23 protein-coding genes are annotated in these 23,012 nt (G+C 73.5%); 14 read left to right on the top strand and 9 right to left on the bottom strand.

Going from position 1 to position 23,012, the window contains the following annotated elements; all coding sequences use genetic code 11:
- Position 1: 1 nt before the first annotated feature.
- Positions 2–262, bottom strand: a complete 261-nt coding sequence (locus ACZ5WG_RS40145) for a DUF397 domain-containing protein (RefSeq protein WP_468729593.1) — start codon at positions 260–262, stop codon at positions 2–4.
- Positions 222–1,070 (bottom strand): helix-turn-helix domain-containing protein, encoded by an 849-nt coding sequence (locus tag ACZ5WG_RS40140; protein ID WP_468729592.1) that lies wholly within the window; start codon positions 1,068–1,070, stop codon positions 222–224. Before ACZ5WG_RS40140 ends, ACZ5WG_RS40145 begins: the two co-directional genes overlap by 41 nt.
- An 84-nt stretch (positions 1,071–1,154) precedes the next feature.
- Here ACZ5WG_RS40140 and ACZ5WG_RS40135 point away from each other — a divergent pair, with 84 nt between their 5' ends.
- From ACZ5WG_RS40135 to ACZ5WG_RS40110, 6 genes are all read left to right on the top strand, one after another.
- A complete protein-coding gene (locus tag ACZ5WG_RS40135; RefSeq protein ID WP_468729591.1) occupies positions 1,155–1,619 on the top strand; it encodes an ATP-binding protein in 465 nt (154 codons plus the stop codon).
- Positions 1,620–1,693: 74 nt separating this feature from the next.
- Complete coding sequence (locus ACZ5WG_RS40130) at positions 1,694–2,698, top strand: polyprenyl synthetase family protein (protein WP_468729590.1); 1,005 nt, start codon at positions 1,694–1,696, stop codon at positions 2,696–2,698.
- A gap of 229 nt (positions 2,699–2,927) precedes the next feature.
- Entirely contained in the window at positions 2,928–3,569 is a 642-nt protein-coding gene (locus ACZ5WG_RS40125; protein ID WP_468729589.1) for a class I SAM-dependent methyltransferase, read from the top strand.
- Positions 3,570–3,782: 213 nt separating this feature from the next.
- On the top strand, positions 3,783–4,733 hold the full coding sequence (locus tag ACZ5WG_RS40120; protein WP_468729588.1) for an N-acetylmuramoyl-L-alanine amidase: 951 nt from the start codon (positions 3,783–3,785) through the stop codon (positions 4,731–4,733).
- Positions 4,734–4,869: 136 nt separating this feature from the next.
- Positions 4,870–5,685 carry a hypothetical protein gene (locus ACZ5WG_RS40115; RefSeq protein ID WP_468729587.1) on the top strand — a complete coding sequence of 272 codons (816 nt, stop codon included), beginning with the start codon at positions 4,870–4,872 and terminating at the stop codon, positions 5,683–5,685.
- A 148-nt stretch (positions 5,686–5,833) separates the two neighbouring features.
- Entirely contained in the window at positions 5,834–6,844 is a 1,011-nt protein-coding gene (locus ACZ5WG_RS40110) for an LLM class F420-dependent oxidoreductase (protein WP_468729586.1), read from the top strand.
- Here the strand turns inward: ACZ5WG_RS40110 and ACZ5WG_RS40105 are convergent.
- A complete protein-coding gene (locus ACZ5WG_RS40105) occupies positions 6,841–7,260 on the bottom strand; it encodes a hypothetical protein (RefSeq protein ID WP_468729585.1) in 420 nt (139 codons plus the stop codon). The two genes, ACZ5WG_RS40110 and ACZ5WG_RS40105, sit on opposite strands and share 4 nt — an antisense overlap.
- Positions 7,261–7,349: 89 nt before the next feature.
- Entirely contained in the window at positions 7,350–7,844 is a 495-nt protein-coding gene (locus ACZ5WG_RS40100) for a hypothetical protein (RefSeq protein ID WP_468729611.1), read from the bottom strand.
- A 287-nt stretch (positions 7,845–8,131) separates the two neighbouring features.
- Between ACZ5WG_RS40100 and ACZ5WG_RS40095 the strand changes: the two genes are divergently transcribed.
- Positions 8,132–8,434: a hypothetical protein gene (locus ACZ5WG_RS40095; protein WP_468729584.1), complete on the top strand. Its 303-nt coding sequence runs from the start codon at positions 8,132–8,134 to the stop codon at positions 8,432–8,434.
- 79 nt (positions 8,435–8,513) lie between these two features.
- Here ACZ5WG_RS40095 and ACZ5WG_RS40090 read toward each other — a convergent pair whose 3' ends face one another.
- The 3 genes from ACZ5WG_RS40090 to ACZ5WG_RS40080 are packed head-to-tail and all read right to left on the bottom strand — an operon-like array spanning position 8,514 to position 11,702.
- The gene (locus ACZ5WG_RS40090; protein ID WP_468729583.1) at positions 8,514–9,596 is read right to left on the bottom strand and encodes a prenyltransferase/squalene oxidase repeat-containing protein; all 1,083 of its coding nucleotides are present in this window, start codon (positions 9,594–9,596) and stop codon (positions 8,514–8,516) included.
- Complete coding sequence (locus ACZ5WG_RS40085) at positions 9,593–10,327, bottom strand: class I SAM-dependent methyltransferase (protein WP_468729582.1); 735 nt, start codon at positions 10,325–10,327, stop codon at positions 9,593–9,595. The genes ACZ5WG_RS40090 and ACZ5WG_RS40085 overlap by 4 nt, the downstream gene beginning before the upstream one ends.
- Positions 10,328–10,385: 58 nt before the next feature.
- Complete coding sequence (locus tag ACZ5WG_RS40080) at positions 10,386–11,702, bottom strand: glycosyltransferase family 4 protein (RefSeq protein ID WP_468729581.1); 1,317 nt, start codon at positions 11,700–11,702, stop codon at positions 10,386–10,388.
- A gap of 260 nt (positions 11,703–11,962) precedes the next feature.
- Here ACZ5WG_RS40080 and ACZ5WG_RS40075 point away from each other — a divergent pair, with 260 nt between their 5' ends.
- Positions 11,963–12,634 (top strand): TetR family transcriptional regulator, encoded by a 672-nt coding sequence (locus tag ACZ5WG_RS40075; protein ID WP_468729580.1) that lies wholly within the window; start codon positions 11,963–11,965, stop codon positions 12,632–12,634.
- Positions 12,635–12,711: 77 nt separating this feature from the next.
- Here ACZ5WG_RS40075 and ACZ5WG_RS40070 read toward each other — a convergent pair whose 3' ends face one another.
- Positions 12,712–12,945, bottom strand: a complete 234-nt coding sequence (locus tag ACZ5WG_RS40070) for a ferredoxin (protein WP_053785199.1) — start codon at positions 12,943–12,945, stop codon at positions 12,712–12,714.
- Positions 12,945–14,408, bottom strand: a complete 1,464-nt coding sequence (locus ACZ5WG_RS40065; protein WP_468729579.1) for an aldehyde dehydrogenase — start codon at positions 14,406–14,408, stop codon at positions 12,945–12,947. Before ACZ5WG_RS40065 ends, ACZ5WG_RS40070 begins: the two co-directional genes overlap by 1 nt.
- Before the next feature lie 214 nt (positions 14,409–14,622).
- Here ACZ5WG_RS40065 and ACZ5WG_RS40060 point away from each other — a divergent pair, with 214 nt between their 5' ends.
- The 6 genes from ACZ5WG_RS40060 (at position 14,623) to ACZ5WG_RS40035 (ending at position 22,586) form a co-directional block, all read left to right on the top strand.
- On the top strand, positions 14,623–15,756 hold the full coding sequence (locus ACZ5WG_RS40060; protein WP_468729578.1) for an MBL fold metallo-hydrolase: 1,134 nt from the start codon (positions 14,623–14,625) through the stop codon (positions 15,754–15,756).
- Positions 15,757–16,071: 315 nt separating this feature from the next.
- Positions 16,072–17,307: a prenyltransferase/squalene oxidase repeat-containing protein gene (locus tag ACZ5WG_RS40055; protein ID WP_468729577.1), complete on the top strand. Its 1,236-nt coding sequence runs from the start codon at positions 16,072–16,074 to the stop codon at positions 17,305–17,307.
- Entirely contained in the window at positions 17,307–17,948 is a 642-nt protein-coding gene (locus ACZ5WG_RS40050) for an SCO2322 family protein (protein WP_468729576.1), read from the top strand. Before ACZ5WG_RS40055 ends, ACZ5WG_RS40050 begins: the two co-directional genes overlap by 1 nt.
- A gap of 578 nt (positions 17,949–18,526) precedes the next feature.
- Positions 18,527–19,624 (top strand): energy-coupling factor transporter transmembrane component T family protein, encoded by a 1,098-nt coding sequence (locus ACZ5WG_RS40045; protein ID WP_468729610.1) that lies wholly within the window; start codon positions 18,527–18,529, stop codon positions 19,622–19,624.
- Positions 19,621–21,723, top strand: a complete 2,103-nt coding sequence (locus ACZ5WG_RS40040) for an ABC transporter ATP-binding protein (RefSeq protein WP_468729575.1) — start codon at positions 19,621–19,623, stop codon at positions 21,721–21,723. Before ACZ5WG_RS40045 ends, ACZ5WG_RS40040 begins: the two co-directional genes overlap by 4 nt.
- The gene (locus tag ACZ5WG_RS40035; RefSeq protein WP_468729574.1) at positions 21,720–22,586 is read left to right on the top strand and encodes an ECF transporter S component; all 867 of its coding nucleotides are present in this window, start codon (positions 21,720–21,722) and stop codon (positions 22,584–22,586) included. Before ACZ5WG_RS40040 ends, ACZ5WG_RS40035 begins: the two co-directional genes overlap by 4 nt.
- Positions 22,587–23,012 lie beyond the last annotated feature (426 nt).

Genomic DNA, 23,012 nt, shown 5'->3' with positions numbered 1-23,012 from the left:
CCTAGAGGGCGCCGACGAACGCAGCGAAGGCGGCGGGACTCACGGTGAAGGCGGGGCCTTCAGGGTTCTTGGAGTCCCGGACGGCGATCCGACAGGGCTGCGAGGCAACCTCGACGCAGTCGCCACCCGTGTCGCCGCTGTACGAAGCCTTGCGCCAGGTGGCGGCGCCGAGGGGGGCGCACTCGACGCACTGGCCACCCGTGTCACCGCTGTACGAGGACTTACGCCACCTTGCGCCCGTCAGGTTCTGCTTGGTGTCCATAACGCTCCTCCATTACGCGGGCGATCCGTGCCGCCGAGTCCTCCACGGAGAGAGCGGCGGCCTGCAAATGATCGTAACGGAGCGAACCCTCCCTGAGAGCCTGCGGATTGGCCGTCATATGGCCCTGGACAAAGTCCTCGGTATAGACAATGTCCGGGTCGTCCTCGAACCGCAGGAGGTTGAACGAGCCCATCAGCCCCGCATGGGCGCCGGCCTCGAAGGGCAAGATCTGCACCTTCACCCACTCCCGCCTCCGCAGGTCCAACAAATGGGCGAGTTGGTTCCGCATGACCTCCCGACCACCGATCTCCTGATACAGCACGGCCTCGCTCATCACCACCCACATCAGTGGCGGGTTAGCGCGGTCGAGGATGCGCTGCCGCTCCATCCGGGCGGCCACCTTGGCATCGAGATCCTCCCCACTCCGCACCCCCAGCACGGCCCGCGCATACGCCTCCGTCTGCAGCAGGCCATCCACCAGCTGCGCTTGGTAGGAGTAGATGTACGCCGCTTTCGCTTCCATCTCCGCGTACGGCTGGAACCAGTGCGGCAGCTGACTCCTCAGCACCAGCCCCACCAGCCGCGAGAGTTCCCCTCCCGTCCCCAGCGCCGCGTCGACCCGTTCCGAGAAGTCCCGCGTCGGGACTTTCCGCGCCGTCTCGATCTGGCCGATCAGCGAGGCCGTGCAGAAGACGATGTCCCCGAGCTGCCACTGTTTCAGCTTGGCCTCCTCCCGCAGCCGGCGCAGTTCCGCGCCGTAGTAGTCCAGCGGGGACGCGCTGGGATCGAGATCGCGGATGTTGACCATGAGGCGGTCACCCCCAAGTACACGCCTTGCGGCGTTCGTTTCGGTCCGTAGCCGAGCGTAACCACACCACCCCACCCTGGTGACGTGAATCACGTAACTGAGCATTCAGCAGCCGGACTTGGCGAGAGCTACCGCATGGGCTTCACCGTGAGTGAGCACTCGGCCCGGCACATGCGGCGCATCCTGCGGATCTACCTGGGCAGTTGGGGACTGGCCGGGCTGACCCACGCCGCCGAGCTGGCGCTGACCGAGCTCGTCTCGAACGTCGTCCGGCACGTTCCCGGCCGGGCCTGCTCGGTGCTCATCCTGTGCGGGCCGGGCGGGCTGCGGGTCGAGGTGACGGACGACTGCCCGAGCCCGGTGCGCGTGGCGCGCGGCGAGGGCGGGGAGCTCGCCGACGGGGGGCGCGGGCTGCGTCTGGTCGAGGCAGTGACCGACCGCTGGGGTGCGGAGCCGACGGATACCGGGAAAACGGTGTGGTTCGAATGTGACGGACCCCGCACCGAACCGGCGCGGACCGAAACCGGCCAAGTCCGGAAATCGCTCTAGATCCCCTCAGTACCAAATGATCCAATCTGGGGCGTTCATGCCGACCCCATTTCACTTCAGGAAGGAAATCGCCTGTGAATTGCGTTACGTACGTGGACCTGCACCGGCAAGTGTCCTTGGACATCGAGGCGGAATTGGCGACCGCCCTCTTACGGCTCGCCCCGGCCTCGGGTACGAGCGCCGCCCGGAGCGCGGTGAGCAGACTCCTCCGGCACCAAAAACTGAGGCATCCGCTGTCCGTGCTCCCGATGATGGTGCACGCCATCGAGACGGGTGATCCCGGACCGGCCGTCCCGCTGTCCGCCGTGCACGTGCTGTGGTGGACCTCGGCCTGCTACCTCGACGACCTGGCCGACGGGCACGGCACGACCGCCTCCGACAGCCTGAGCCAGAACGAGGCGCTGCTGGCCTCGGTGCTCAGCGGGTCGGTGCTCCCGATCCAGATCATCCGGTCCCTCCCGGTGTCGGCGGCGGTCCAGGGCGCGCTGACGGCCGAGATCGCGACCGGCTGGGTGGTGGGCACCGAGGGGCAGCTGGCCGACATCGACGGAGATGCCGACGGCGCCACCCGGAACTCGGTGATCGAGGCCTACCGCGGGAAATCCGGCGGGCCGTTCTCGATGATCACGGCGATGGCAGCGATATTGTCGGGCGCGAGTGACGAAAGAGTAGAACTGTGGCGGGAGTTCGGCTACATATTCGGCATCCTGTGGCAGTTGTTCAACGATCAGGAAGACATCCTGTCCGGCCGCAATGAGGACCTCCTCAACGGGACGGTCACTTATCTCCTCACGTGCGTCCTCGACGACACCCCGACGCCCCGGGCCCGGAAGGAAGTCCTCGGCTGGTGCGCCGCCGCGCGGAATTCCGAGGACGCGCGCGCCGAGCTGACCCGCCTCCTCCTCGCGCCGGCCGTGCTCGACCGGTACACCGCGGACCTCGACGCGTACCGCGCCGAGGCGCAGCGCCTGCTCACCACCCTGGACGGCGACGAGCACCACGTACCGGGCCTGCGGCATCTCGTGGACCACGCGGCGCAGATGCTCCTGCGGACGCACCTCGTCCCGGTCTCCGCGTAGGTCGCCGTCCCGGGCCCGCCGGCAAACCCAGCCCCGCCGGCGTTTGAGGCGCGGGAGCCCGGGGGCGGTGCCCCCGGGAAGCGGTGAAAGGGCGGGGCGGGGAGACGGCCCCGCGCAGCGGCACCCCACCCCCACCCCGGAGGGCCCCGGCATGGTGCCCTACCAGCCGGTAAGGCACCATGGGCCGCCCAAGCCCACCGCAACACGCCCCACCCCCTCGGAGGAACGCATGGCCACCCCCAAGCCGGAGACCCTCGCCGCCTTCGAGGCCGCCAAGGGGTTCATGCCCGTACGCGAGGGCCTGGCCCTGTACGAGGCCGCCGCCGCGGCAGCGGCGCTGGGGCTGCCCCTCCTCGAGGTCGGCACGTACTGCGGGCGCTCCACCATCCTGCTGGCCGACGCAGCCCGCGAGGCCGGGGTGGCCGCCATGACGGTCGACCACCACCGCGGCAGCGAGGAGCAGCAGCCCGGCTGGGAGTACCACGACCCGACCGTGGTGGACCCGGAGGTGGGGCTGATGGACACCCTCCCGACCTTCCGCCGCACCCTCCACCGGGCGGGCCTCGAGGACCACGTCATCGCGATCGTGGGCCGCTCCCCGCAGGTCGCCGCGGCCTGGGGCGGCAAGCTCGGCCTCGTCTTCATCGACGGCGGCCACACCGACGAGCACGCCACGGGCGACTACGAGGGCTGGGCCCCGCACGTCGCCGAGGGGGGCACGCTCGTCATCCACGACGTGTTCCCGGACCCGGCCGACGGCGGCCAGGCCCCGTACCGGATCTACCTGCGCGCCCTGGCCTCCGGCGCCTTCGAGGAGGTCTCGGTGACCGATTCCCTGCGCGTCCTGCGCCGCATCGCCCCCGGTATCTGAGGGCGGCGCGGCCGGGCCCCGACGGCCCGGCCGCCGCTCCGGCGCCACCACCCCGGCGCCACCACCCCGGGCGCTCGGGAACCCGCAGGCCGGGCTGTCGGCGGCCTGCCAGGACCATTCGATACATCCAGGAATATAAGGGGATAACCACACCACGCCCCCGGATGGCCCACGGTCCGCGCCGGCGGCCGGCGGCCGGTCTAGCATCGCGACGTGCCCTACGACGACAGTCCCCCATCCCCCGAGTCCGCCTCCTCGGTCAGCCCGGAGCGGCGGTGGTTCGCACGCCGCTCCGGGCTCGCCGTCGGAGCCGCCGTGCTCGCCCCGACCGCCCTGGCGGGGTGGGTCCTCGTACAGGTGACGACCGGGGCGGGGGCGGACGACGCCCGCCCGCCGCGGATCGTGATGCCGGCCGCCTCCCCCACGGACGCCGCGGCGGCCACCCCGAGCTCCGCCCCCGCCGATGACCCCGCCAAGAGCCCCGCCAAGGGTCCGCTCGCCGGCAAGACCGTGGTCATCGACCCCGGCCACAACACCGGCAACTTCAAGCACACCTCCGAGATCGACAAGAAGGTCGACATCGGAACCAACCGCAAGGAGTGCGACACCACCGGCACCACCACGAACTCCGGCTACATGGAAGCCGATTTCACCCTCGACGTGTCCCGCCGGCTGCGGACCGTCCTGGAGGCGAAGGGCCTGAAGGTGGTCCTCACCCACCAGGCCGACCGCCCCTTCGGCCCCTGCATCGACGAGCGCGCCCGCATCGGCAACGAGGCCGGCGCCGACGCCGTGGTCTCGGTCCACGCGGACGGCGTCTCCGAGGGCAACCGCGGCTACCACATCATCCTCCCGGCCAAGGTGAAGGGCGGCGCCGCGGACACCGCCAAGATCGTCGGCCCGTCGCGTGACCTCGGCGAGCGGATCGCCTCGAACTTCGCCCGGACCACCGGCTCCGCCCCCGCCAACTACCTCGGCAGCGGCACCGGATTGGTCGTCCGCGACGATCTCGGCGGACTCAATCTCTCGACGCAGCCAAAGGTGTTCATCGAATGCGGCAACATGCGTGACGCCAAGGACGCGGCGCTGCTGACGAGTCCGGAGTGGCGCCAGAAGGCCGCCCAGGGCATCGCGGACGGCATCGTCGGCTTCTTGGGCGGGTAGTCCCACCGGGACAGCCTGCCGCCCCGATCCTCTCGGCCGCGGGGAACCTCCGTACCATGGTCCCGCCCGCCCCGCGCTCCTGCACGTGCGACCGCGGCACCACGAGACGACCGAGACCGAGAAGGACACCTAAGACGTGAACATCCGCTCCCTCACTCGAGGCGACGGCGTGGTGATCGGAGCAGCGGCGCTGCTGTTCATCGCCTCGTTCCTCGATTTCTACTCCGCGACCGGCCTCGACCTGCCGAGCGTGTGGGACACCGACGTCTACCGTCTGGCGCTCCCCACCATCTTCCTGCTCGGCTTCATCGCGGCCGGCCTGATCATCGCGGCCCGCTTCCAGCCGGAGACCCGCAAGCTCGCGGGCCTGCCCCTGGCCGCGTGGGGGACGGTTCTCGCGGTTGCGGCCGCCTGGTCCTCCCTCTGGTCCCTGATCACCAGCCCGAGCGGCGCCGACCTCGGCGCGGGCTGCATCATCGCCTTCCTGGCCACCCTCGCGCTGGCCGGTGTGGCCGTCGCGGGCAGCAAGGTCCCGGCGCTCGCCGGCGCGCTGGTGCCGGAGGCCAAGCCCGTCGCCCCCGCGCCGTACGGGGCGCAGCCCCAGCCCGGAGCCGGGTACGGCTACCCGGGCGGCCAGCAGCCGCAGCCGTACGGGGCCACCCCGCAGCCGGTCCCGCCGTACGGCGGCACCCCGACCCCGGCTCCGGCACCGGCTCCGGCTCCGCAGGACCAGGCGCCCGCCCCGGCGGGGGACTTCACCCCGTTCTGGTTCGCGGTGCCGGTGGCCCGCCCCCTCTTCCCCGAGGACGGCTCGCCCACCCCGATCGCCGAACTCGCGCCGGGCACCTGGTACCTGGCGGTGGATCAGCGCGGCTCCGCCACGCTGATCGCGCAGACCCAGGACGGCCGCCGCGGCGTCCTGAACGACACCTCGGGCATCCAGCGCGGCTGACCCCGCGCCCGACGGCCGGTGCAGCGCCCCGACGGCCCCCCGCCCTTCCGGGCGGGGGGCCGTTGCCCTACAGTCACCTGACGCATCGTCAGATATGGCTGTGGCGCGGCACGCACGGCGCCACCACGGCATCGCGGAGGGGACGCACATGCGCCTCGGACTCGCACTCGGCTACTGGGGCCGCGGCCCCGACCCGGCCCACCTCGACCTCGCCACCGAGGCCGAGAACCTCGGCTACGACTCGGTGTGGACCGCCGAGGCCTGGGGTTCGGACGCCTTCACCCCGCTCACCTGGATCGCCGCACACACCTCGCGGATCCGCCTCGGCACCGCCATCGCACAGATGGCCGCCCGCTCCCCCACCGCCACCGCCATGCACGCCCTGACCCTGGACCACCTCTCCGGCGGCCGGATGATGCTGGGCCTGGGCCTCTCCGGCCCCCAGGTGGTCGAGGGCTGGTACGGGCGCCCCTTCCCCTCGAGCCCGCTCACCGCGACCCGCGAGTACGTCGACGTCGTCCGACAGGTGCTGCGACGCGAGGCCCCCGTCGCGCTCGACGGCCGCTTCCACCAGCACCCGTACCGCGGGGAGGACGGCACCGGCATCGGCAAACCACTGAAGCCCATCACCCACCCGCTGCGCGCGGACCTGCCGGTCCTGCTGGGCGCGGAGGGCCCGAAGAACATCGCCCAGACGACCCGGATCGCGGACGGCTGGCTGCCCCTGTACTGGTCGCCGACCCGCACCGACGTCTACCAGGCCTCCCTGGCCGACGTTCCCGAAGGCTTCATGATCGCCCCGATGGCCCGGGCCAAGGTCTGCGACGACGTCGCCGAGGGGCTGCTGCCCGTCAAGGCGATGCTCGGCTTCTACATCGGCGGGATGGGCCACGCGGCCCGCAACTTCCACGCCGATCTGATGGCGCGGATGGGCTACGAGGAGGAGGCCCGCCGCATCCAGGAGCTGTTCCTGGCCGGGCGCCGGGAGGAGGCGGTGCTCGCCGTCCCGGACGCCTTCGCGGACGAGATCTCGCTGATCGGGCCGCGCGAGCGGATCGCCGAACGCCTCGACCTGTGGCGGGAGGGCCCGGTCACCGACCTCCTCCTGACGGCCCCTGACCCGCACACCCTGCGCGTCCTGGCCGAACTCAACGGCTAACCCGCCTCGGCCTGCGGGACGGCTTCCAGGAGCTCCCGCAGGTCCAGCGGCATGACGGCGATCTCGATGCTCCCGCCGTCCTCGCCGCCCGCGCCGGTCCCGTACGTGCAGAGCACGATCCGCGATCCGGGGTTGATGGACATGCCCTCCTTCACGGACGGCGCCCGCACCCCGGTGGCCCGGCCGTCGGGCAGCGGTACGGGCTCACCGCGCCGGGGCACCCAGCGGGCCCCGCCCGGTCCGGGGAACACCCGGCCCATCCGCCAGCGGCCCGCGCCTGCCGGGTGCCGGGCCATGCACGGGAGCCCGTCCGGGACCCCGTCCGGGCTCCCGGCGGTGACCCGCTGCCGGTGCCTGCGCCGGACGAGCCACCCGACGCCGACGGCGGCGGCCGCAACGGCCAGGAACTCGATCATCCGCCCATTGAAGCAGGCGGCCGGACGGGCAGGGCGGCAGGCCGGACGGGCGACGCTGCCCGTCCGGCCTGCCCGTGGGATCCGGAGGCCTATCCACCGCTGAGCTGGCCGGCGCTCGGGACCTTGTCGGTCACCGTGGCGCCCGCGCTCTTGCCGGCGTCCTTGACCCCGTTGATGACGTCCTCGTAGGAGCTGATGTCGCCGTCGCCCGCATCGCCCTTGCGCAGCTTGCTGCCCAGGCCCTTGAGGGAGGCGATGCCCGCCGTCAGCGGGGCCACCGCCTTCGACAGCAGCGGGTCGCCCTTGGCGTTGTCCACCGCCGCCTTCAGCCGGTTGTACGCGAAGGCGCCCGCGAGGCCCGCCTTGATGAGCGCGAACGTACGGCCCTTGGCGCCCTTCTTGAACTTGCCCGCGCGGTACGGCTTGATGATCCACTGGTACGTCGCCCCGGCCGCGAGACCCGCGTTGGCGACGAAGCGCGCCTTGGCGAACTTCTGCTTCTCGGCGGAGGTGCTGGGCGAGGGCTCGGCGAGTGCTGCGACCTCCGCCGCTTCCGCCGCCCGCCACGCTTCGGGCGCCCCCACTTCGGCGGCCGGCGCCGCGGGCACGGACAGGGCCACGTCCTCGCCCCGGCCCCTGCTGGCGCCTTCGCTGCCGCAGGCGGTGGCGCCGGCGAGCAGCGCACCGGACAGGACCAGGGCGGTGAAGGCGCGGCGGAACCGGGTGGTACCGGATATGGACACGCTGGGTTTCGACACGGTGAGCCTCCGGGGAGTGAGGTGTCTCCCGCAGCGTCACCCGGGCCCCGGCACTGCGCCACTTGGATGACCCATTCGGGTTTGCTTCACCCCGACGGGGCAACACGCGGTGCATGCGCACACACACCGGAGTACATGCCCGCGGAGGCGTTCAGGCCGGCCGGGTCGTCGCCGCGGTGGCGGACGTGCTGGCCTTCACGCTCGGCCTGTGGATCCTGCTCTATTTCCTCGACGCCAACCGGGGCAACGGCCTGGTGGAGTTCATCCACGACGCCGCCGGCTGGCTGGCCGGCTGGTCCTACGACCTGTTCACCTTCGACCGGGAATGGGTCCAGGTGGTGGTGGGCTACGGCGTGGCGGCCGTGGCATACCTCGTCCTGGGCCACCTCATCGCGGGCCGGCTCTACCGCCGCTGACCGCGGGCCACCTACGGGCAGGCCGCCTCCGTGGCGGCCTGCCCCGCTCGCATCCGTCCGGCTCTGCGCCGGACACCCTCTAACCGCAGCAGTCCGGCTCGAGTCCGGACGGCAGTTCCAGCCCCCCGAACACCGCTCCGGTGGCCTCGTCGCCGCCCAGCGCGGCCACGGCCAGCAGCAGCGACCCGGCCGTCCAGGTCGTCTGCTCGACCGGCCACACCGCCTTGTCCTCGAAGACGTAGCCCGTCCAGTACATGCCGTTGTCGGCGCGCAGGTGCGTGATGGAGCGCAGGATGTCCAGCGCCCGGTCCGACTCACCCGTCGCCCACAGGGCGAGGGCGAGCTCGCAGGACTCCCCGCCCGTCACCCACGGGTTCGGCAGGACGCAGCGCACTCCGAGGTCCGGGACGACGAACTCGTCCCAGCGCTCCTCGATCCGCGCCCTCGCTTCCGTGCCGGTGAGCGCGCCGCCCAGCACCGGGTAGTACCAGTCCATCGAGTAGCGGGACTTGTCCAGGAACCGCTCCGGGTGCCGCCGGATCGCATGCCCGAGGGCCCCCGCCGCCAGCTCCCAGTCCGGCTGGGGCTCCTCGCGGTGCTCGGCGATCGCCAGCGCGCACCGCAGTGCCTGGTGGATCGAGGAGGAGCCGGTGAGCAGCGCGTCCGTGACGGGCGTGCCATCGGCCTCCCGCTTCCAGCCGATCTCGCCGCCCGGCTGCTGGAGCCCCAGCACGAACTCGGTCGCCGCGAAGACGACGGGCCACATGCGGTCCAGGAACGGGTCGTCGCCGGTGGCCAGGTAGTGGTGCCAGACCCCCACGGCTATGTACGCGACGAAGTTGCTCTCCAGGCTCGCGTCCTGCGGCTCGGCGGTGTCCACCCCGTCCGGCCGGTCGGCGTAGGCCGCGTACCAGGAGCCGTCGGCGTTCTGGTGCCGGGCCAGCCAGTCGTAGGCCCGCTCCGCCGCCTCGTGCTCGCCGGCCGCGTCCAGCGCCATCGCGGCCTCGGTGTGGTCCCACGGGTCGAGGTGGTGCCCGCGGAACCACGGGATGGCCCCGTCGGAGCGCTGCGCGGCGAGGATGCCGGCCACCGTCCCGGCGGCCTCCTCGGCGGTCAGCACCCCGTCCAGGACCAGGCGTTCGGTGCGCCCGGGCGAGCTCACTTCGCCGCGCCGACGGGGAGGTGCGGCTTCGTCGCGTACGCCACGAAGCTCTTGCCGATGAGCGGGTTGAGCGCCTGCTCCGCGAGCCGTGTGGCCAGCGGCTTCTTCATGATGTCCCAGACCAGCAGCTTGTGGTACGCCTTCACCGGCAGCGCCTGGTCGTTGTCCACACCGAACGCGCACTTGAGCCACCAGTACGGGGAGTGCAGCCCGTGGGCGTGGTGCGTGCCGTACGGCTTGAGGCCCGCGGCCTTCATCTTGCCGAGCAGCTCGTCGGCCTTGTAGATGCGGATGTGGCCGCCCTCGACCTCGTGGTACGCGTCGGAGAGCGCCCAGCAGATCTTCTCCGGGCCGTAGCGCGGCACGGTGACGGCGATGCGGCCGCCCGGCTTGAGGACGCGGACCATCTCCGCGAGCACGCCCTTGTCGTCGGGGATGTGCTCCATCACCTCGGAGATGATGACGACGTCGAAGGACTCGTCGGGGAAGGGCAGGGCCAGCGCGTCGCCCTCCATGGCGGTGGCGGTGGCGCCTGCCGGGGCCTCACCGGCCTCCTTCATGGCGGCGAACCACTTGGCGACCTCGCGGATCTCCTCGCCGTTGCGGTCGACTGCGACCACCTGGGCGCCGCGCCGGTAGCACTCGAAGGCGTGCCGGCCGGCGCCGCAGCCCAGATCGAGCACACGGTCGCCTGCGGCGAGCGGGAACCGGGAGAAATCGACGGTCAGCACGGGGTCCTGCCTTCGCGGTCGCGGGGGTGATCGGGGGTGGTGTGGAAAAGGCGGAAGGTCACCGCGCGCGGCGGGTGCGGCCGGCTGCCTGCTCGATGGCGGCGCGGTAGTGCGCGGCGGTGCCCTCGGCGGCTCTGGCCCAGGTGAACCGGGACAGCACCCGCTCGCGTCCGGCGGTGCCGAGGCGGGCCCGCAGCTGCGGGTCGCCCAGCAGGCGGCCCAGCGCGGCGGCCAGCGCGCCCGCGTCGCCGGGCGGCACCGCGAGGCAGGTCTCGCCGTCGGGGCCCGCGACCTCGGGGATCGCACCGCCGGTGGTGGCGACCAGCGGGGTGCCGGTGGCCATCGCCTCGGCGGCGGGCAGCGAGAAGCCCTCGTACAGCGAGGGCACGCAGGCGACCTGCGCGCTGCGCACCAGGTCGACGAGCTCGGTGTCGGTGATGCCCTTGACGAAGCGGACCGCGTCCTGGAGCCCGTACGTCTCGATGGCGCGGGCGACGGGGCCCTTCTCGGCCCGCTTGCCGACGACGACGAGGTGGGCGTCGGGCTGCTCGGTCCGCAGCTTCGCGAGCGCCTCGACGAGGTGGACGAGGCCCTTGAGCGGGACGTCGGCGCTGGAGGTGGTGACGATCCGCCCCGGCACCTCGGCGACGGACGCGTCGGGCGACCACAGGTCGGTGTCGGCGCCGATGTGGACGACGTGGATGCGCTCGTCGCGCACGCCCAGGTGCTCGGCGATCTCCTGCTTGGAGGAGCCGGAGACGGTCAGCACGGAGGGCAGCCGGCGGGCGACGCGCCCCTGCATGCGCGTGAAGCCGTACCAGCGCCGGACGGAGAGCCGCTTCTTGCGGTCCTGCGCGGCGTCCAGGTCCAGCTGCCGGTCCACGGTGATGGGGTGGTGGATGGTGGTGACCAGCGGGGCGCCGAGGTCGGCGAGCAGGCCGTAGCCGAGCGTCTGGTTGTCGTGGACGACGTCGAAGTCGCCCGCGCGGGCGGCAAGGTGGCGCCGGGCACGCAGCGAGAAGGTCAGCGGCTCGGGGAATCCGCCGGTCCACATGGTGGCGACCTCGAGCGCGTCGATCCAGTCCCGGTACTCGTCGCGCTTCGGCGTACGGAACGGGTCGGGGTGGCGGTACAGGTCGAGGCTCGGCAGCTCGGTGAGCGTGGCGCCGGTGTCGAGGACCGGGTACGGCTGCGCGCCGATGACCTCGACGGAGTGCCCCAGCCTCACGAGCTCCCGCGAGAGGTGCCGGACGTAGACGCCCTGGCCGCCGCAGAACGGGTTCCCCTTATAGGTGAGGAGTGCGATGCGCAACGGGCGGTCGCCGTCGGTGGCGGAACCCGCGAAAGGGCTCGTCACCATGGCCTCAGCGGTCACTCTCGGCCCCCTTCTCCCTGCACTTTCGCCGGAGCGTAACCGCTCGCATAATGTAGAACAAGTTTCAGACTTGATCCGTCGAAGACCATTGAATCTACCGGCCGGAAACCACACCGTAAGAGGCGGAGCAGGTGATTCACGCCACGGCTCCGGCGCCTGACATGCTGGCTGTCGATCACCGGCCGATCGCCTGCCGATCACGATGTGAACAGCCCGGAAATCAGCACCGCAACGACACGGAACGCCATGGAACGGGACAGATGACAGCGGATGCGAAAGCCGTCGCCACGACGGCCTCCCCTCCCCTGACGGAGCGCCAGGAGGCGCGCCGCCGCCGGATCCTGCACGCCAGCGCCCAGCTGGCCAGCCGGGGCGGTTTCGACGCCGTCCAGATGCGGGAGGTCGCGGAGGCCGCCGGGGTCGCGCTGGGCACCCTGTACCGGTACTTCCCGTCCAAGGTGCACCTGCTCGTCGCGACGATGCAGGACCAGCTCCAGCACATGCACACGACGCTCCGCAAGCGGCCCCCGGCGGGCGAGGACCCGGCGGCGCGGGTCGCTGAGACGCTGATGCGGGCCTTCCGCGCACTGCAGCGGGAGCCGCAGCTCGCCGATGCGATGGTCCGCGCCCTGACGTTCGCGGACCGGAGCGTGAGCCCCGAGGTGGACACGGTGTCCCGGCTGACCACGGCGATCATCCTGGACGCGATGGGCCTGGACGCCCCGCCGACGGCGGAGCAGCTCTCCGCGGTCCGGGTGATCGAGCACACCTGGCACTCGGCACTGATCACCTGGCTCTCGGGGCGCGCCTCGATCGCCCAGGTCAAGATCGACATCGAGACGGTCTGCCGCCTGATCGACATGACGGCGCCGCCGGCTGCCGGCGGGGCCGCCGGTGCTGCCGGTGCTGCCGGGACCGCGCGAAAGGCCTGATCCCGCCGTACGTGCGCGGCGGCCCCGGCGGCGGCCGGTGTCCGCCGCCGCGCCGCCGCCGCTCGGCACCCCTCGGGTCACTCCTCCGGGGGGAACACCGCCTCGCCGGTGGCCGCCAGGGTGATCATGATGGCCTCCACCGGGCAGCCCTCCGCCGCCGCCAGGACCGGCTCGTTCGCGTCCGTCTCCGGATCCCGCGGATGCGACTGGCGCGCCGAGTCCAGCGCGAAGCCCTCCGGCGCGTGGTTCACGCACATCCCCGAGCCGATGCAGACCCCCCGGTCCACCTCCACCACCCAGCGGTCACCCATCAGGCACCCGCCGCGTAGCCCGCCGGCAGGTGGATCATCTTGTGCTCCAGGTACTCGCTCAGCCCCTCGGGCCCGAACTCCCGCCCCACACCGCTGTTCTTGTAGCCGCCGAACGGCCCCAGCATGTCCAGGCTGAAGGTGTTCACGTTGAACGTGCCCGTCCGCACCTGCCGCGCGAAGTCGATGCCGTGCTCGACGTCCCCCGTCCAGACGCTGCCGCTCAGTCCGAACTCCGAGTCGTTGGCGACCCGTACCGCCTCCGCCTCGTCCCCGTACGGGATCAGGCAGACGACCGGCCCGAAGATCTCCTCGCGGGCGATCCGCATCGAGTTGTCCACGTCCCCGAACAGCGTCGGCTCCACGTACCAGCCCTGCTCCAGCCCGGCCGGGCGGCCGCCGCCCGCCAGGACCTTCGCGCCCTCCTCCTGGCCGATCCGGATGTAGTCCAGCGACCGCTGCTGCTGCCGCCTGGCCACCAGCGGCCCGAGCTGCGTCGCCGGGTCCAGCGGGTCGCCGACCACCAGCGCCCCGGCCGCGGCCGCGAGCGCCTCGGCGACCTCCTCGTACCGGCTGCGCGGGGCGAGCACCCGGGTCTGGGCCACGCAGGCCTGCCCGTTGTTCATCCAGGCCGCCGGGACGATCCCGGCGATCGTGGAATCCAGATCGGCGTCCGGCAGGATCACGGCGGCGGACTTGCCGCCGAGTTCGAGCGTGACCCGGGTCAGGTTGCGGGCGGCGACCTCCATCACGCGCCGGCCGGCCGCGACCGAGCCGGTGAACGCCACCTTGTCGACGCCGGGGTGGCCGACCAGGTACTCACTGACCTCCCGGTCGGCGGGCAGGATCGACAGCACGCCCTCCGGCAGCCCGGCCTCCCGCGCGATGTCGGCGAGGATGTACGAGTCGAGCGGCGATTCGGGGGACGGCTTCAGGATCACCGTCGACCCCGTCAGGAGCGCCGGCGCGAGCTTGGCGGCCGCCACGAACTGCGGCACGTTCCACGGTATGACGGCCGCGACCACGCCCACCGGCTCCCGGCGCACCAGGATCGGCCCGAGCACCCCCTGGCGGTGCTCCTCGTACGGGTAGGCGCGCGCGACCTGGATCGCGGCGTCGTAGACCATCATCGGGCCGAGCGCCTGCGCGAGGATGCTCCAGGAGTACGGGGAGCCGTTCTGGGAGCTGATCGACCGGGCGATCTCCTCGTGCCGGACGGCGATCGCGTCCTTGATCCGGGTGACGACGGCGATCCGCTCGTCCAGGGACATCCGGGGCCAGGGACCCTCGTCGAAGGCCCGGCGGGCGACGGCGACGGCGCGGTCCACGTCCGCGCGGGAGGCGTGCGGGACGCTGCCGATGACCTGCTCGGTGTGGGGGGAGACGATCTCGATCGTGTCGGTGCCCAGCGGATCCGTCCACTCCCCGCCGATGAACAGGTGTCCGTGTTCCACGAGCTCGGTCATGGCTGCTGCCTCCTGCGGCTTGGCGTTCCCGAACTGATACCAGTTCTAGTTCTAGGAGTCCACGGCCAGGACGGAACGGCCCGGAAGATCCAACGGGCGGTTACGACTAGTCAGAACGGGCCGCAGATGGTCGACTTGGGCGACTACTGCAACACGTTCTCGTGAGAGTGAGCCGGGCGGCGCAGGCGCGGCCGGGCACGGACAGGGAGCCCTCATGCCGCAGGACACGCCGCCGCAGGCCGTACCGCCCACCGGACCCGGGGCCACGCGCCCCGTCACCCCGGCCGTCACCCCGGCCGTCACCCCGCAGGTCACCGATCACGGCGGCGGCGTCCACGGCATCAAGGTCCCGATCCCCGACAACCCGCTCGGCCACACGCTCGTCCACGTCCTCGACACCGACCGCGGCCCCGTCCTCGTCGACACCGGCTGGGACGACTCCGAGTCCTGGGACACCCTCGTCGCCGGCCTCGGCGCCCTCGGCATCGCGGTCGCCGACGTCCACGGCGTGGTCATCACCCACCACCACCCCGACCACCACGGCCTGTCCGGCCGGGTCCGCGAGGCCTCCGGCGCCTGGATCGCGATGCACGCCGCCGACACCGAGGTCGTCGTACGGACCCGCTCCGCCGAGCCCGGCGTCTGGTTCGACTACATGAGCGGGAAGCTCGCCGCCGCCGGAGCCCCCGAGGAGCACGTCGCACCCCTGCGGGCGGCCCGCGCGAGCGGCCGCCTGCGCACCCTGCCCGGCCTGCGGGCCGCGGTCCCCGACCGGGAGATCGTCCCCGGCGAGCTGCTCCCCCTCGCCGGCCGGCGGCTACGCGCCATCTGGACCCCGGGGCACACCCCCGGCCACGTCTGCCTGCACCTGGAGGAACGGCACCCGGCGGACCTCCCCGGCAACGGCCGCCTCTTCTCCGGGGACCACCTGCTGCCCGGGATCTCCCCGCACATCGGACTGTACGAGTCCCCCGACGAATTCGGGGTCACCCGGGTCACCGACCCCCTCGGCGACTACCTCGACTCCCTCGAGCGGATCGGCCGCCTCGACCCCGCCGAGGTGCTCCCGGCCCACCAGCACGCCTTTACCGACGCCCCGGCCCGGGTCCGCGAACTGCTGCGCCACCACGAGGACCGGCTGACCGGGCTGTGGGAGCTGCTGGCCGAACCGCTGACCCCGTGGAGGCTGGCGGAGCGCATGGAGTGGAACCGGCCCTGGGAGCAGATCCCGTACGGCTCCCGCAACATCGCCGTCTCCGAAGCGGAGGCCCACCTGCGGCGGCTGGTGAAACAGGGCAGGGCCGAGGCCGTCCCGGGCAGCGACCCGGTCGCGTACCGCGCACTGTGACGGCGGGACCGCCTGCCCCGGCGGTAAGGGGCGCTGCGGCCGGACGCCACCCGTCCGGACTGCTACGGGCCGGTACAGTAAGCCCGTCGTCCACCCTTCCGTACGGGAAGAAGCCGGTGCGATTCCGGCGCTGACCCGCAACCGTGACCCGCCCCGGCCCTGCCGGGCGGGGAGCCGGACCGCCCCGTACGCGAGGTGCGCGGCTCGCGCCGCCGGGGCCCCCGGCGGCCGGCACCGTCGAGGTAAACGGAGCCGGAGCCCGGTGCCCTGCGCGCGCCTGCCTCCTGCTCCCCAGCACGAGAGGCACCCGCCCCCATGAACGTCCGCCGCAGCGCCGCCGCGCTCGCCGCCTCCGCCGTGCTCTGCGTGGGCGCCGCCCCCGCAGCCCTCGCCGCGCCCTCCCCGTCCGCCCCGCCGGCCCCGGTGATCCCGTCCGGGCTGTACGGCAAGAACGACCCGACGTACGACGGCGTGTGGCGACAGTCCTTCGCGCTGCTGGCCCAGCACACGGTCGGCGTCAAGCCCGCCAAGGAGGCCGTTGCCTGGCTCGTCGGCCAGCAGTGCGCGAACGGCGGCTTCGCCTCCTTCCGCTCGGACGCGGGGGCTGCCTGCGACGACAAGACGATGTTCGACACGAACGCCACCGCGATGGCCGTGCAGGCTCTGCAGGCGCTGGGCGGCCAGGACGCGGCGGTGAAGAAGGGCGTGGACTGGCTGAAGTCCGTCCAGAACGAGGACGGCGGCTGGGCCTTCGTCCCCGGCACCCCGAGCGAGGGCAACTCCACCTCCCTCGTCATCAGTGCGCTGGCCGTGGCGGGCGAGACGCCGGCCGAGGTGAAGTCGAAGGCGGGCAAGTCCGCGTACGAGGGCCTGCTCGCCTTCCAGCTGGGCTGCGCCGCCGAGCCGGCCGCCGACCGGGGTGCCTTCGGGTACCAGCCGGCCGAGGGCAAGCTCCCGGCCAACGCCGACGCCACGGCCGCCGCGGTCCTGGCCGGCCTCGGCCAGGGGTCGGTCGTGCCCCCTGCCCCGACGGACACCCCCGCAGCCGCACTGGCCTGCCCGGCAGCCGCCGACCCGGCAACCGCCGCCCAGGGCGCGGCCGGCTACCTGGCCGAGACGCTGAAGAAGGACGGCCACCTCACGGCCGTCACCCCGGGCGCCGACCAGCCGACCGCGGACACCGGCAACACCGCCGACGCGGTGATCGCCCTGGCCGCGGCCGGGCACACGCAGTCGGCGGCGGGCGCGCTGGAGTGGCTGAAGGCCAACTCGGCGGACTGGGCCAAGGGCAGCCCCGCGGCACTGGGCACCCTGGTGCTGGCCGCACACGCGACGGGCACGGACCCGAAGTCGTTCGGCGGCACGGACCTGGTGACGGCCCTGAACGCAACGGGCCCGGCCCCGCAGACGGGTGAGTCGGCAGCGCCGAAGCCCGAGGCGGACTCGAAGTCGTCGAACCAGAACGTGTGGTGGATCGTGGGCGCGGGCCTGGCGGCCGGCATGGGCATCGGCGTCCTGCTGAGCGGCCGCCGGAAGAAGAACCAGCTCTGATGCGCCGCCGCAGCCTGACCCTGCCGGCCCTCGTGTCCGGCATCCTCCTCACCCTCCTGGCGACCTCGCCCGCGCTGGCGGCGGGCTACCGCTACTGGTCGTTCTGGGAGGGCCCGGGAGGCCAGTGGCAGTACGCCACGCAGGGCCCCTCGACGGCCCGCCCGGCGGACGGTGCGGCCCTGGGCTTCCGTTTCGCGGTGAGTCAGGACGCGGCGGCCGAGGCGGCGAAGCCGCGCGCGGCGGCCGACTTCGCGTCGGTCTGCGCAGCCACTGCGGCCGTGGAGGGCCGCAAGCGGATCGCCGTGGTGGTCGACTTCGGCGTCCCGGCGGACGCCCCGGCGGGCGACAATCCGCCGCAGGACACCCCGCGCACGGCCTGCGCCCAGGTCGCCCCGGACGCCACGGCGGCCGAGGCCCTGGCCGCGGTCGCCAAGCCGCTCCGCTACAACAGCGCGGCGCTGCTGTGCGCGGTGTCGGGCTACCCGAAGCAGGGCTGCGGCGAACAGATCGCCGACGCGGAATCCGAGCCGACGCACACCGCGCCCGAGGGCGGAGGCCCCTCGACGGGCCTGCTGGCAGGCCTGGCGGCGGTGGCCGCCCTGGCGGCAGCCGCGATCTGGCAGTCCCGCCGCCGCCGATGACACCCCCCGCCGACGGGCTCAACCCGGCCCAGCCGACGACCCCGGGGCGGCCGCCCCGGACCACCCCGCCACCGGCGGCGGCCGACTCCGCCGGCGGTGTCCGCCCGGCGGACCCGCCCGCCGCAGACGGTCCGACCCCGGCCGCACCGGCACCGGTCGCCACCCCGCGCCCTGCGGAGGACGGCTCCGCCGAGGGCTCCCGCTCGGCAACCTCGCATACCGCCGGGCAGCCGGTCCGAGCCATACCGGCACCGGCCGCCACCCCGCACCCGACGGAGGACGGCTCCGCCGGGGGCCTCGGCCCGGGCCGTCCGGTGGCAGTCGAGGGGCCGTCGTCGGCGACCGACGGCCGGCCGTCGGTCGCGCAGGCGCGCCCGGCCACCGCATGGTCCGGTGCCGATCGCGGTCCGTTCCGGCCCCGGAGCCCGGAGGCGGACGGGGCCGCACGCCCGGGCGGTGCGGGCGGGCGCCGGACCTGCCGGCCCGCAGTCGGCGACGGGACCCCGGCCGGGCTCGGGCCCGCCGGGGCGGGCGACCCCGGGTCCTGGCCGACGTACGAGAAAAGCCGGGTCCGCCGAGTGGCGGCGCCTCAGGCCCGTCGGGGGAACGCCCTGCACGCGGGGGCGTGGTGGCTCTGGGCGCTCGGCCTCGCCACGGCTGCCTCCCGCACCACCAATCCCCTTCTCCTCGGCCTGATCGTCGGCGTGGCCGGCTACGTCGTGGCCGCCCGCCGGACCTCCGCTCCCTGGGCCCGTTCCTACGGCGCCTTCCTCAAGCTCGGCCTCTTCGTCATCGGGCTCCGCCTCCTCTTCTCCGTACTGCTCGGCTCCCCGATCCCCGGCGCGCACGTCCTGCTCACCCTCCCCGAGCTCCCGCTCCCCGCCTGGGCCGCCCAGGGCATCCGCATCGGCGGCCGCGTCACCGCCGAGCAGCTCGTCTTCGCCTTCTACGACGGCGCCAAGCTGGCCACCCTGCTCGTCTGCGTCGGCGCCGCGAACGCCCTCGCCAACCCGGCGCGCCTGCTGAAATCCCTCCCGGCCGCCCTCTACGAGGCCGGCGTCGCCGTCGTCGTCGCCATGACCTTCGCGCCGAACATGGTCGCCGACGTCGCCCGTCTGCGGACCGCCCGCCGCCTGCGCGGCCGCCCCACCGGCGGCGTCAAGGCGATCCTCCAGATCGGCCTGCCCGTCCTGGAGGGCGCCCTCGAGCGCTCCGTCGCCGTCGCCGCCTCGATGGACGCCCGCGGCTACGGCCGTACCGCGCAGGTCCCGCCGGCCGTGCGGCACACCACCAACGTCCTCACCCTCGGCGGGCTGCTCGGCATGTGCGCGGGCACGTACGGGCTGCTCGCCGCCGAGGGCGCCGCGTACGGGCTGCCGGTCCTGCTCATCGGCCTTTTCCTGGCCCTCGCGGGCCTGCGCCTCGGCGGCCGGCGCAGCATCCGGACGCGCTACCGGCCCGACCGCTGGGGGTGGCGTGCGTGGGTGGTCTCCGGGTCGGGTGCGGCGGTCGCCGCCGTCCTCGTCCACGCCGCGGCCGTCGACCCGGACGCGCTGCTCCCCGGCGTCGTCCCCCTCGTGGCGCCCACGCTCCCGCTGTGGCCGGCGGCGGCGGTCCTGATCGGCCTGCTCCCCGCCTTCGTGGCGCCCGTACCTCCGAAGGAGGCATCGCAGTGATCCGCTTCGAGCAGGTGTCGGTCACGTACGACGGCGCCGCGCAGCCCACCCTGCGCGACGCCGACCTGGTGATCCCGGAGGGCGAGCTCACGCTCCTGGTCGGCCCGTCGGGCGTCGGGAAGTCGACCCTCCTCGGTGCGGTCTCCGGCCTGGTCCCGCATTTCACCGGGGGCACGCTGCGGGGCCGCGTCACCGTCGCAGGCCGCGACACCCGCACCCACAGGCCGCGCGAGCTCGCCGACGTCGTGGGCACGGTCGGCCAGGACCCGCTCGCGCACTTCGTGACGGACGTGGTCGAGGACGAGCTCGCCTACGGCATGGAGTCCCTGGGCCTGGCGCCGGCCGTCATGCGCCGCCGGGTCGAGGAGACCCTGGACCTGCTGGGCCTGAACGAACTCCGCGACCGCCCCATCGCCACCCTCTCCGGCGGCCAGCAGCAGCGGGTCGCGATCGGCTCGGTCCTGACCCCGCACCCGAAGGTCCTGGTCCTGGACGAGCCCACGTCGGCGCTGGACCCGGCGGCCGCCGAGGAGGTCCTGGCGGTCCTCCAGCGCCTGGTCCACGACCTGGGCACCACCGTGCTGATGGCGGAGCACCGCCTGGAGCGGGTGGTCCAGTACGCGGACCGGGTCCTGCTCCTCCCGGCCCCGGGCGCGGCGCCGGTCCTCGGCAGCCCGTCCTCGATCATGGCGGTCTCGCCGGTCCACCCCCCGGTGGTGGCCCTGGGCCGCCTGGCGGGCTGGTCCCCTCTCCCGTTGTCGATCCGCGACGCCCGCCGCCGGTCCGCTCCACTCCTGACCCGCCTGTCCCTCACCCCGTCCGAGGCCATGCCCCCGGCCCCGCCCGCCTTCGAGGCGCCGGAGGCCGACGGGTCGGAGACCATGCCACCGGCCCAGCCCGCGTTCGAGGCGCCGGAGGCCGGCGGCAGCGCCCCCTCCCACCCGCCGGCTCCGGCCCCGGCCCCGGCCCCGCCACACCATCCAGCCCCGCCGGCGTTTGAGGCGCGGGGTCTGGGGCGGAGCCCCAGGACCGGGAAGGGGCGGGGTGGGGAAGGAGCCCCGCGCAGCGGCCCCGGCCTCCTGAACCTCCTGCTCCGCCGGAGCGAGCCGACCCCCGGCCCCGCGACCGGGACCACGACCGGGACCACCACCGGGCCCGGACCCGCCACCGGTACCCGAACCGACAGCGCGACCGCGCCCGCGCCCGCGCCCGCGACGGGAGCCGGTGCCGGCACAGGCACCCGTGGCGGCAGCGGCAATCCGCAACCCGTGGCCAGGGCAGCCGCCCTCTCCCTCCGCCGCGGCCGCGCCGAGGTCCTCCACGGCATCGACCTCTCCGTGGCCCCCGGCGAGACAATCGCCCTCATGGGCCGCAACGGCGCCGGCAAGTCCACCCTGCTCGCCACCCTCATCGGCACGCTCGCCCCCACCACCGGCACGGTGACCGTCGGCGGCCGCACCCCCCACCGCACCGCCCCGCGTGAGATGGTCCGCCGCGTCGGCCTCGTCCCGCAGGAGCCCCGCGACCTCCTCTACGCCGACACCGTGGCCGCCGAGTGCTCCGCCGCCGACGCCGACGCCGGCGCGGCCCCCGGCACCTGCCGTGACCTCGTCTCCGCCCTGCTCCCGGACGTCCCCGACGACACCCACCCCCGGGACCTCTCCGAGGGCCAGCGCCTGGCCCTCGCCCTGGCCCTCGTACTCACCGGCCGCCCCGCGCTGCTCCTGCTCGACGAGCCCACCCGCGGTCTGGACTACGCCGCCAAGGCCCGCCTGATCGAGATCCTCCGCGGCCTCGCCGCCGACGGGCACGCCATCGTCCTCGCCACCCACGACGTGGAGCTCGCCGCCGAGCTGGCCCACCGGGTGGTGATCCTGGCCGGCGGCGAGATCGTCGCGGACGGCCCGACCGCCGAGGTCGTCGTGTCCTCACCGGCCTTCGCCCCCCAGGTGGCCAAGATCCTGGCCCCGGGCCACTGGCTCACGGTGACGCAGGTCGCCCGAGCCCTCGCCGCAGCCGGGAGCACCCCGTACCCCACCCCGCCCGCAACCGGGAGCACCCCGTACCCCACCCCGCCCGCCGACGGGGGCACCCCGTGAACCACCCCTCCCGCCCCACCGGCACGGCCCGCCCCCTCCGCATCGGCCCCCGCGCCGCCGCCGCCCTGATCCTCGTCACCCTCATCGGCATCGCGGCCTTCGGCTGGCCGCTCCTCGCCGACCGCCAGTCCGGCCTCGCCCACTCCCAGGACGCCCCCTGGCTCTTCGCGGCGCTGCTCCCCCTCCTCGTCTCCGTCGTCGTCGCGACCATCGCCGACCAGGGCATGGACGCCAAGGCGGTGGCGATGCTCGGCGTACTCGCCGCGGTCGGGGCCGCCCTCAGGCCGCTGGGCGCCGGCACGGCCGGCCTGGAGCCGATGTTCTTCCTGATGGTGCTCAGCGGCCGCGTCCTCGGCCCGGGCTTCGGTTTCGTCCTCGGCTCGGTCACGATGTTCGCCTCGGCCCTGCTCACCGGCGGGGTCGGACCGTGGATGCCGTTCCAGATGCTGGCGATGGGCTGGTTCTCGCTGGGCGCCGGGCTGCTGCCCGGCGCGATGGGGGTCCCCCCTGCTCGAGCGGAGCCGAGAGCTCGGGGGAGGATCCGGGGCCGGGCGGAGTTGCTGATGCTGGCGGCGTACGGCTTCGTGGGCTCGTTCGCGTACGGCACGATCATGAACCTGCAGGGCTGGGTGCTCCTGCAGGGCATGGGCCAGGGCGTCTCCTTCCACCCGGGGGATCCGGTCGCCGCCAACCTGGCCCGCTTCCTCGCGTACTGCGCGGCGACCTCGCTGGGCTGGGACCTGGGCCGGGCCGTGCTGACCGTCGTACTGACCCTCGCGGTCGGCGGCACGCTGCTGAAGGCGCTGCGGCGAGCGGTGCGAAAAGCGGCGTTCGAGGCGCCCGTTTCCTTCGGTTCGGGTTGAAAGTGGCCCGGCGCACACACCATTTCGTGTAATGAACCACCACAGAAAGTGACATTTGGGCCTCGCCCCGGTGACTCACCCCATAGGACCCACGTCACATACGACGCGGGGTAGTAGCCCTCACAGGCCGCCTCCCACCACCCGGAAACCGGATCTCACCAGCAAGAACGCCGATGCCCCCGCCCCGGGCCCGAGGGCCCCCGGCTGCGAGGACGGCTAGTAATCGGGGTCGTTGCCAGAGCCTCGGGGACCTGGCTAACTGGTGTTGTCGCTACGGCGGCCGGGGCCTTCGCCCCCCGCCCGACGAACCCCTCTCCATCGTGTGAGTGGTTCACGCATGTCCTCGACATGCGGCGACCGCCCTTGTCCCCTGCGGAAGGTTCATCCGTGTCCAACGCTGTCATCCGTCGCATCGCCGCCTCCAAG

The sequence above is a fragment of the Streptomyces sp. NPDC032745 genome (assembly GCF_055579465.1).
The sequence above is the reverse complement of the archived record's forward strand: the minus strand, read 5'-3'. Positions and strand labels throughout refer to the sequence as shown.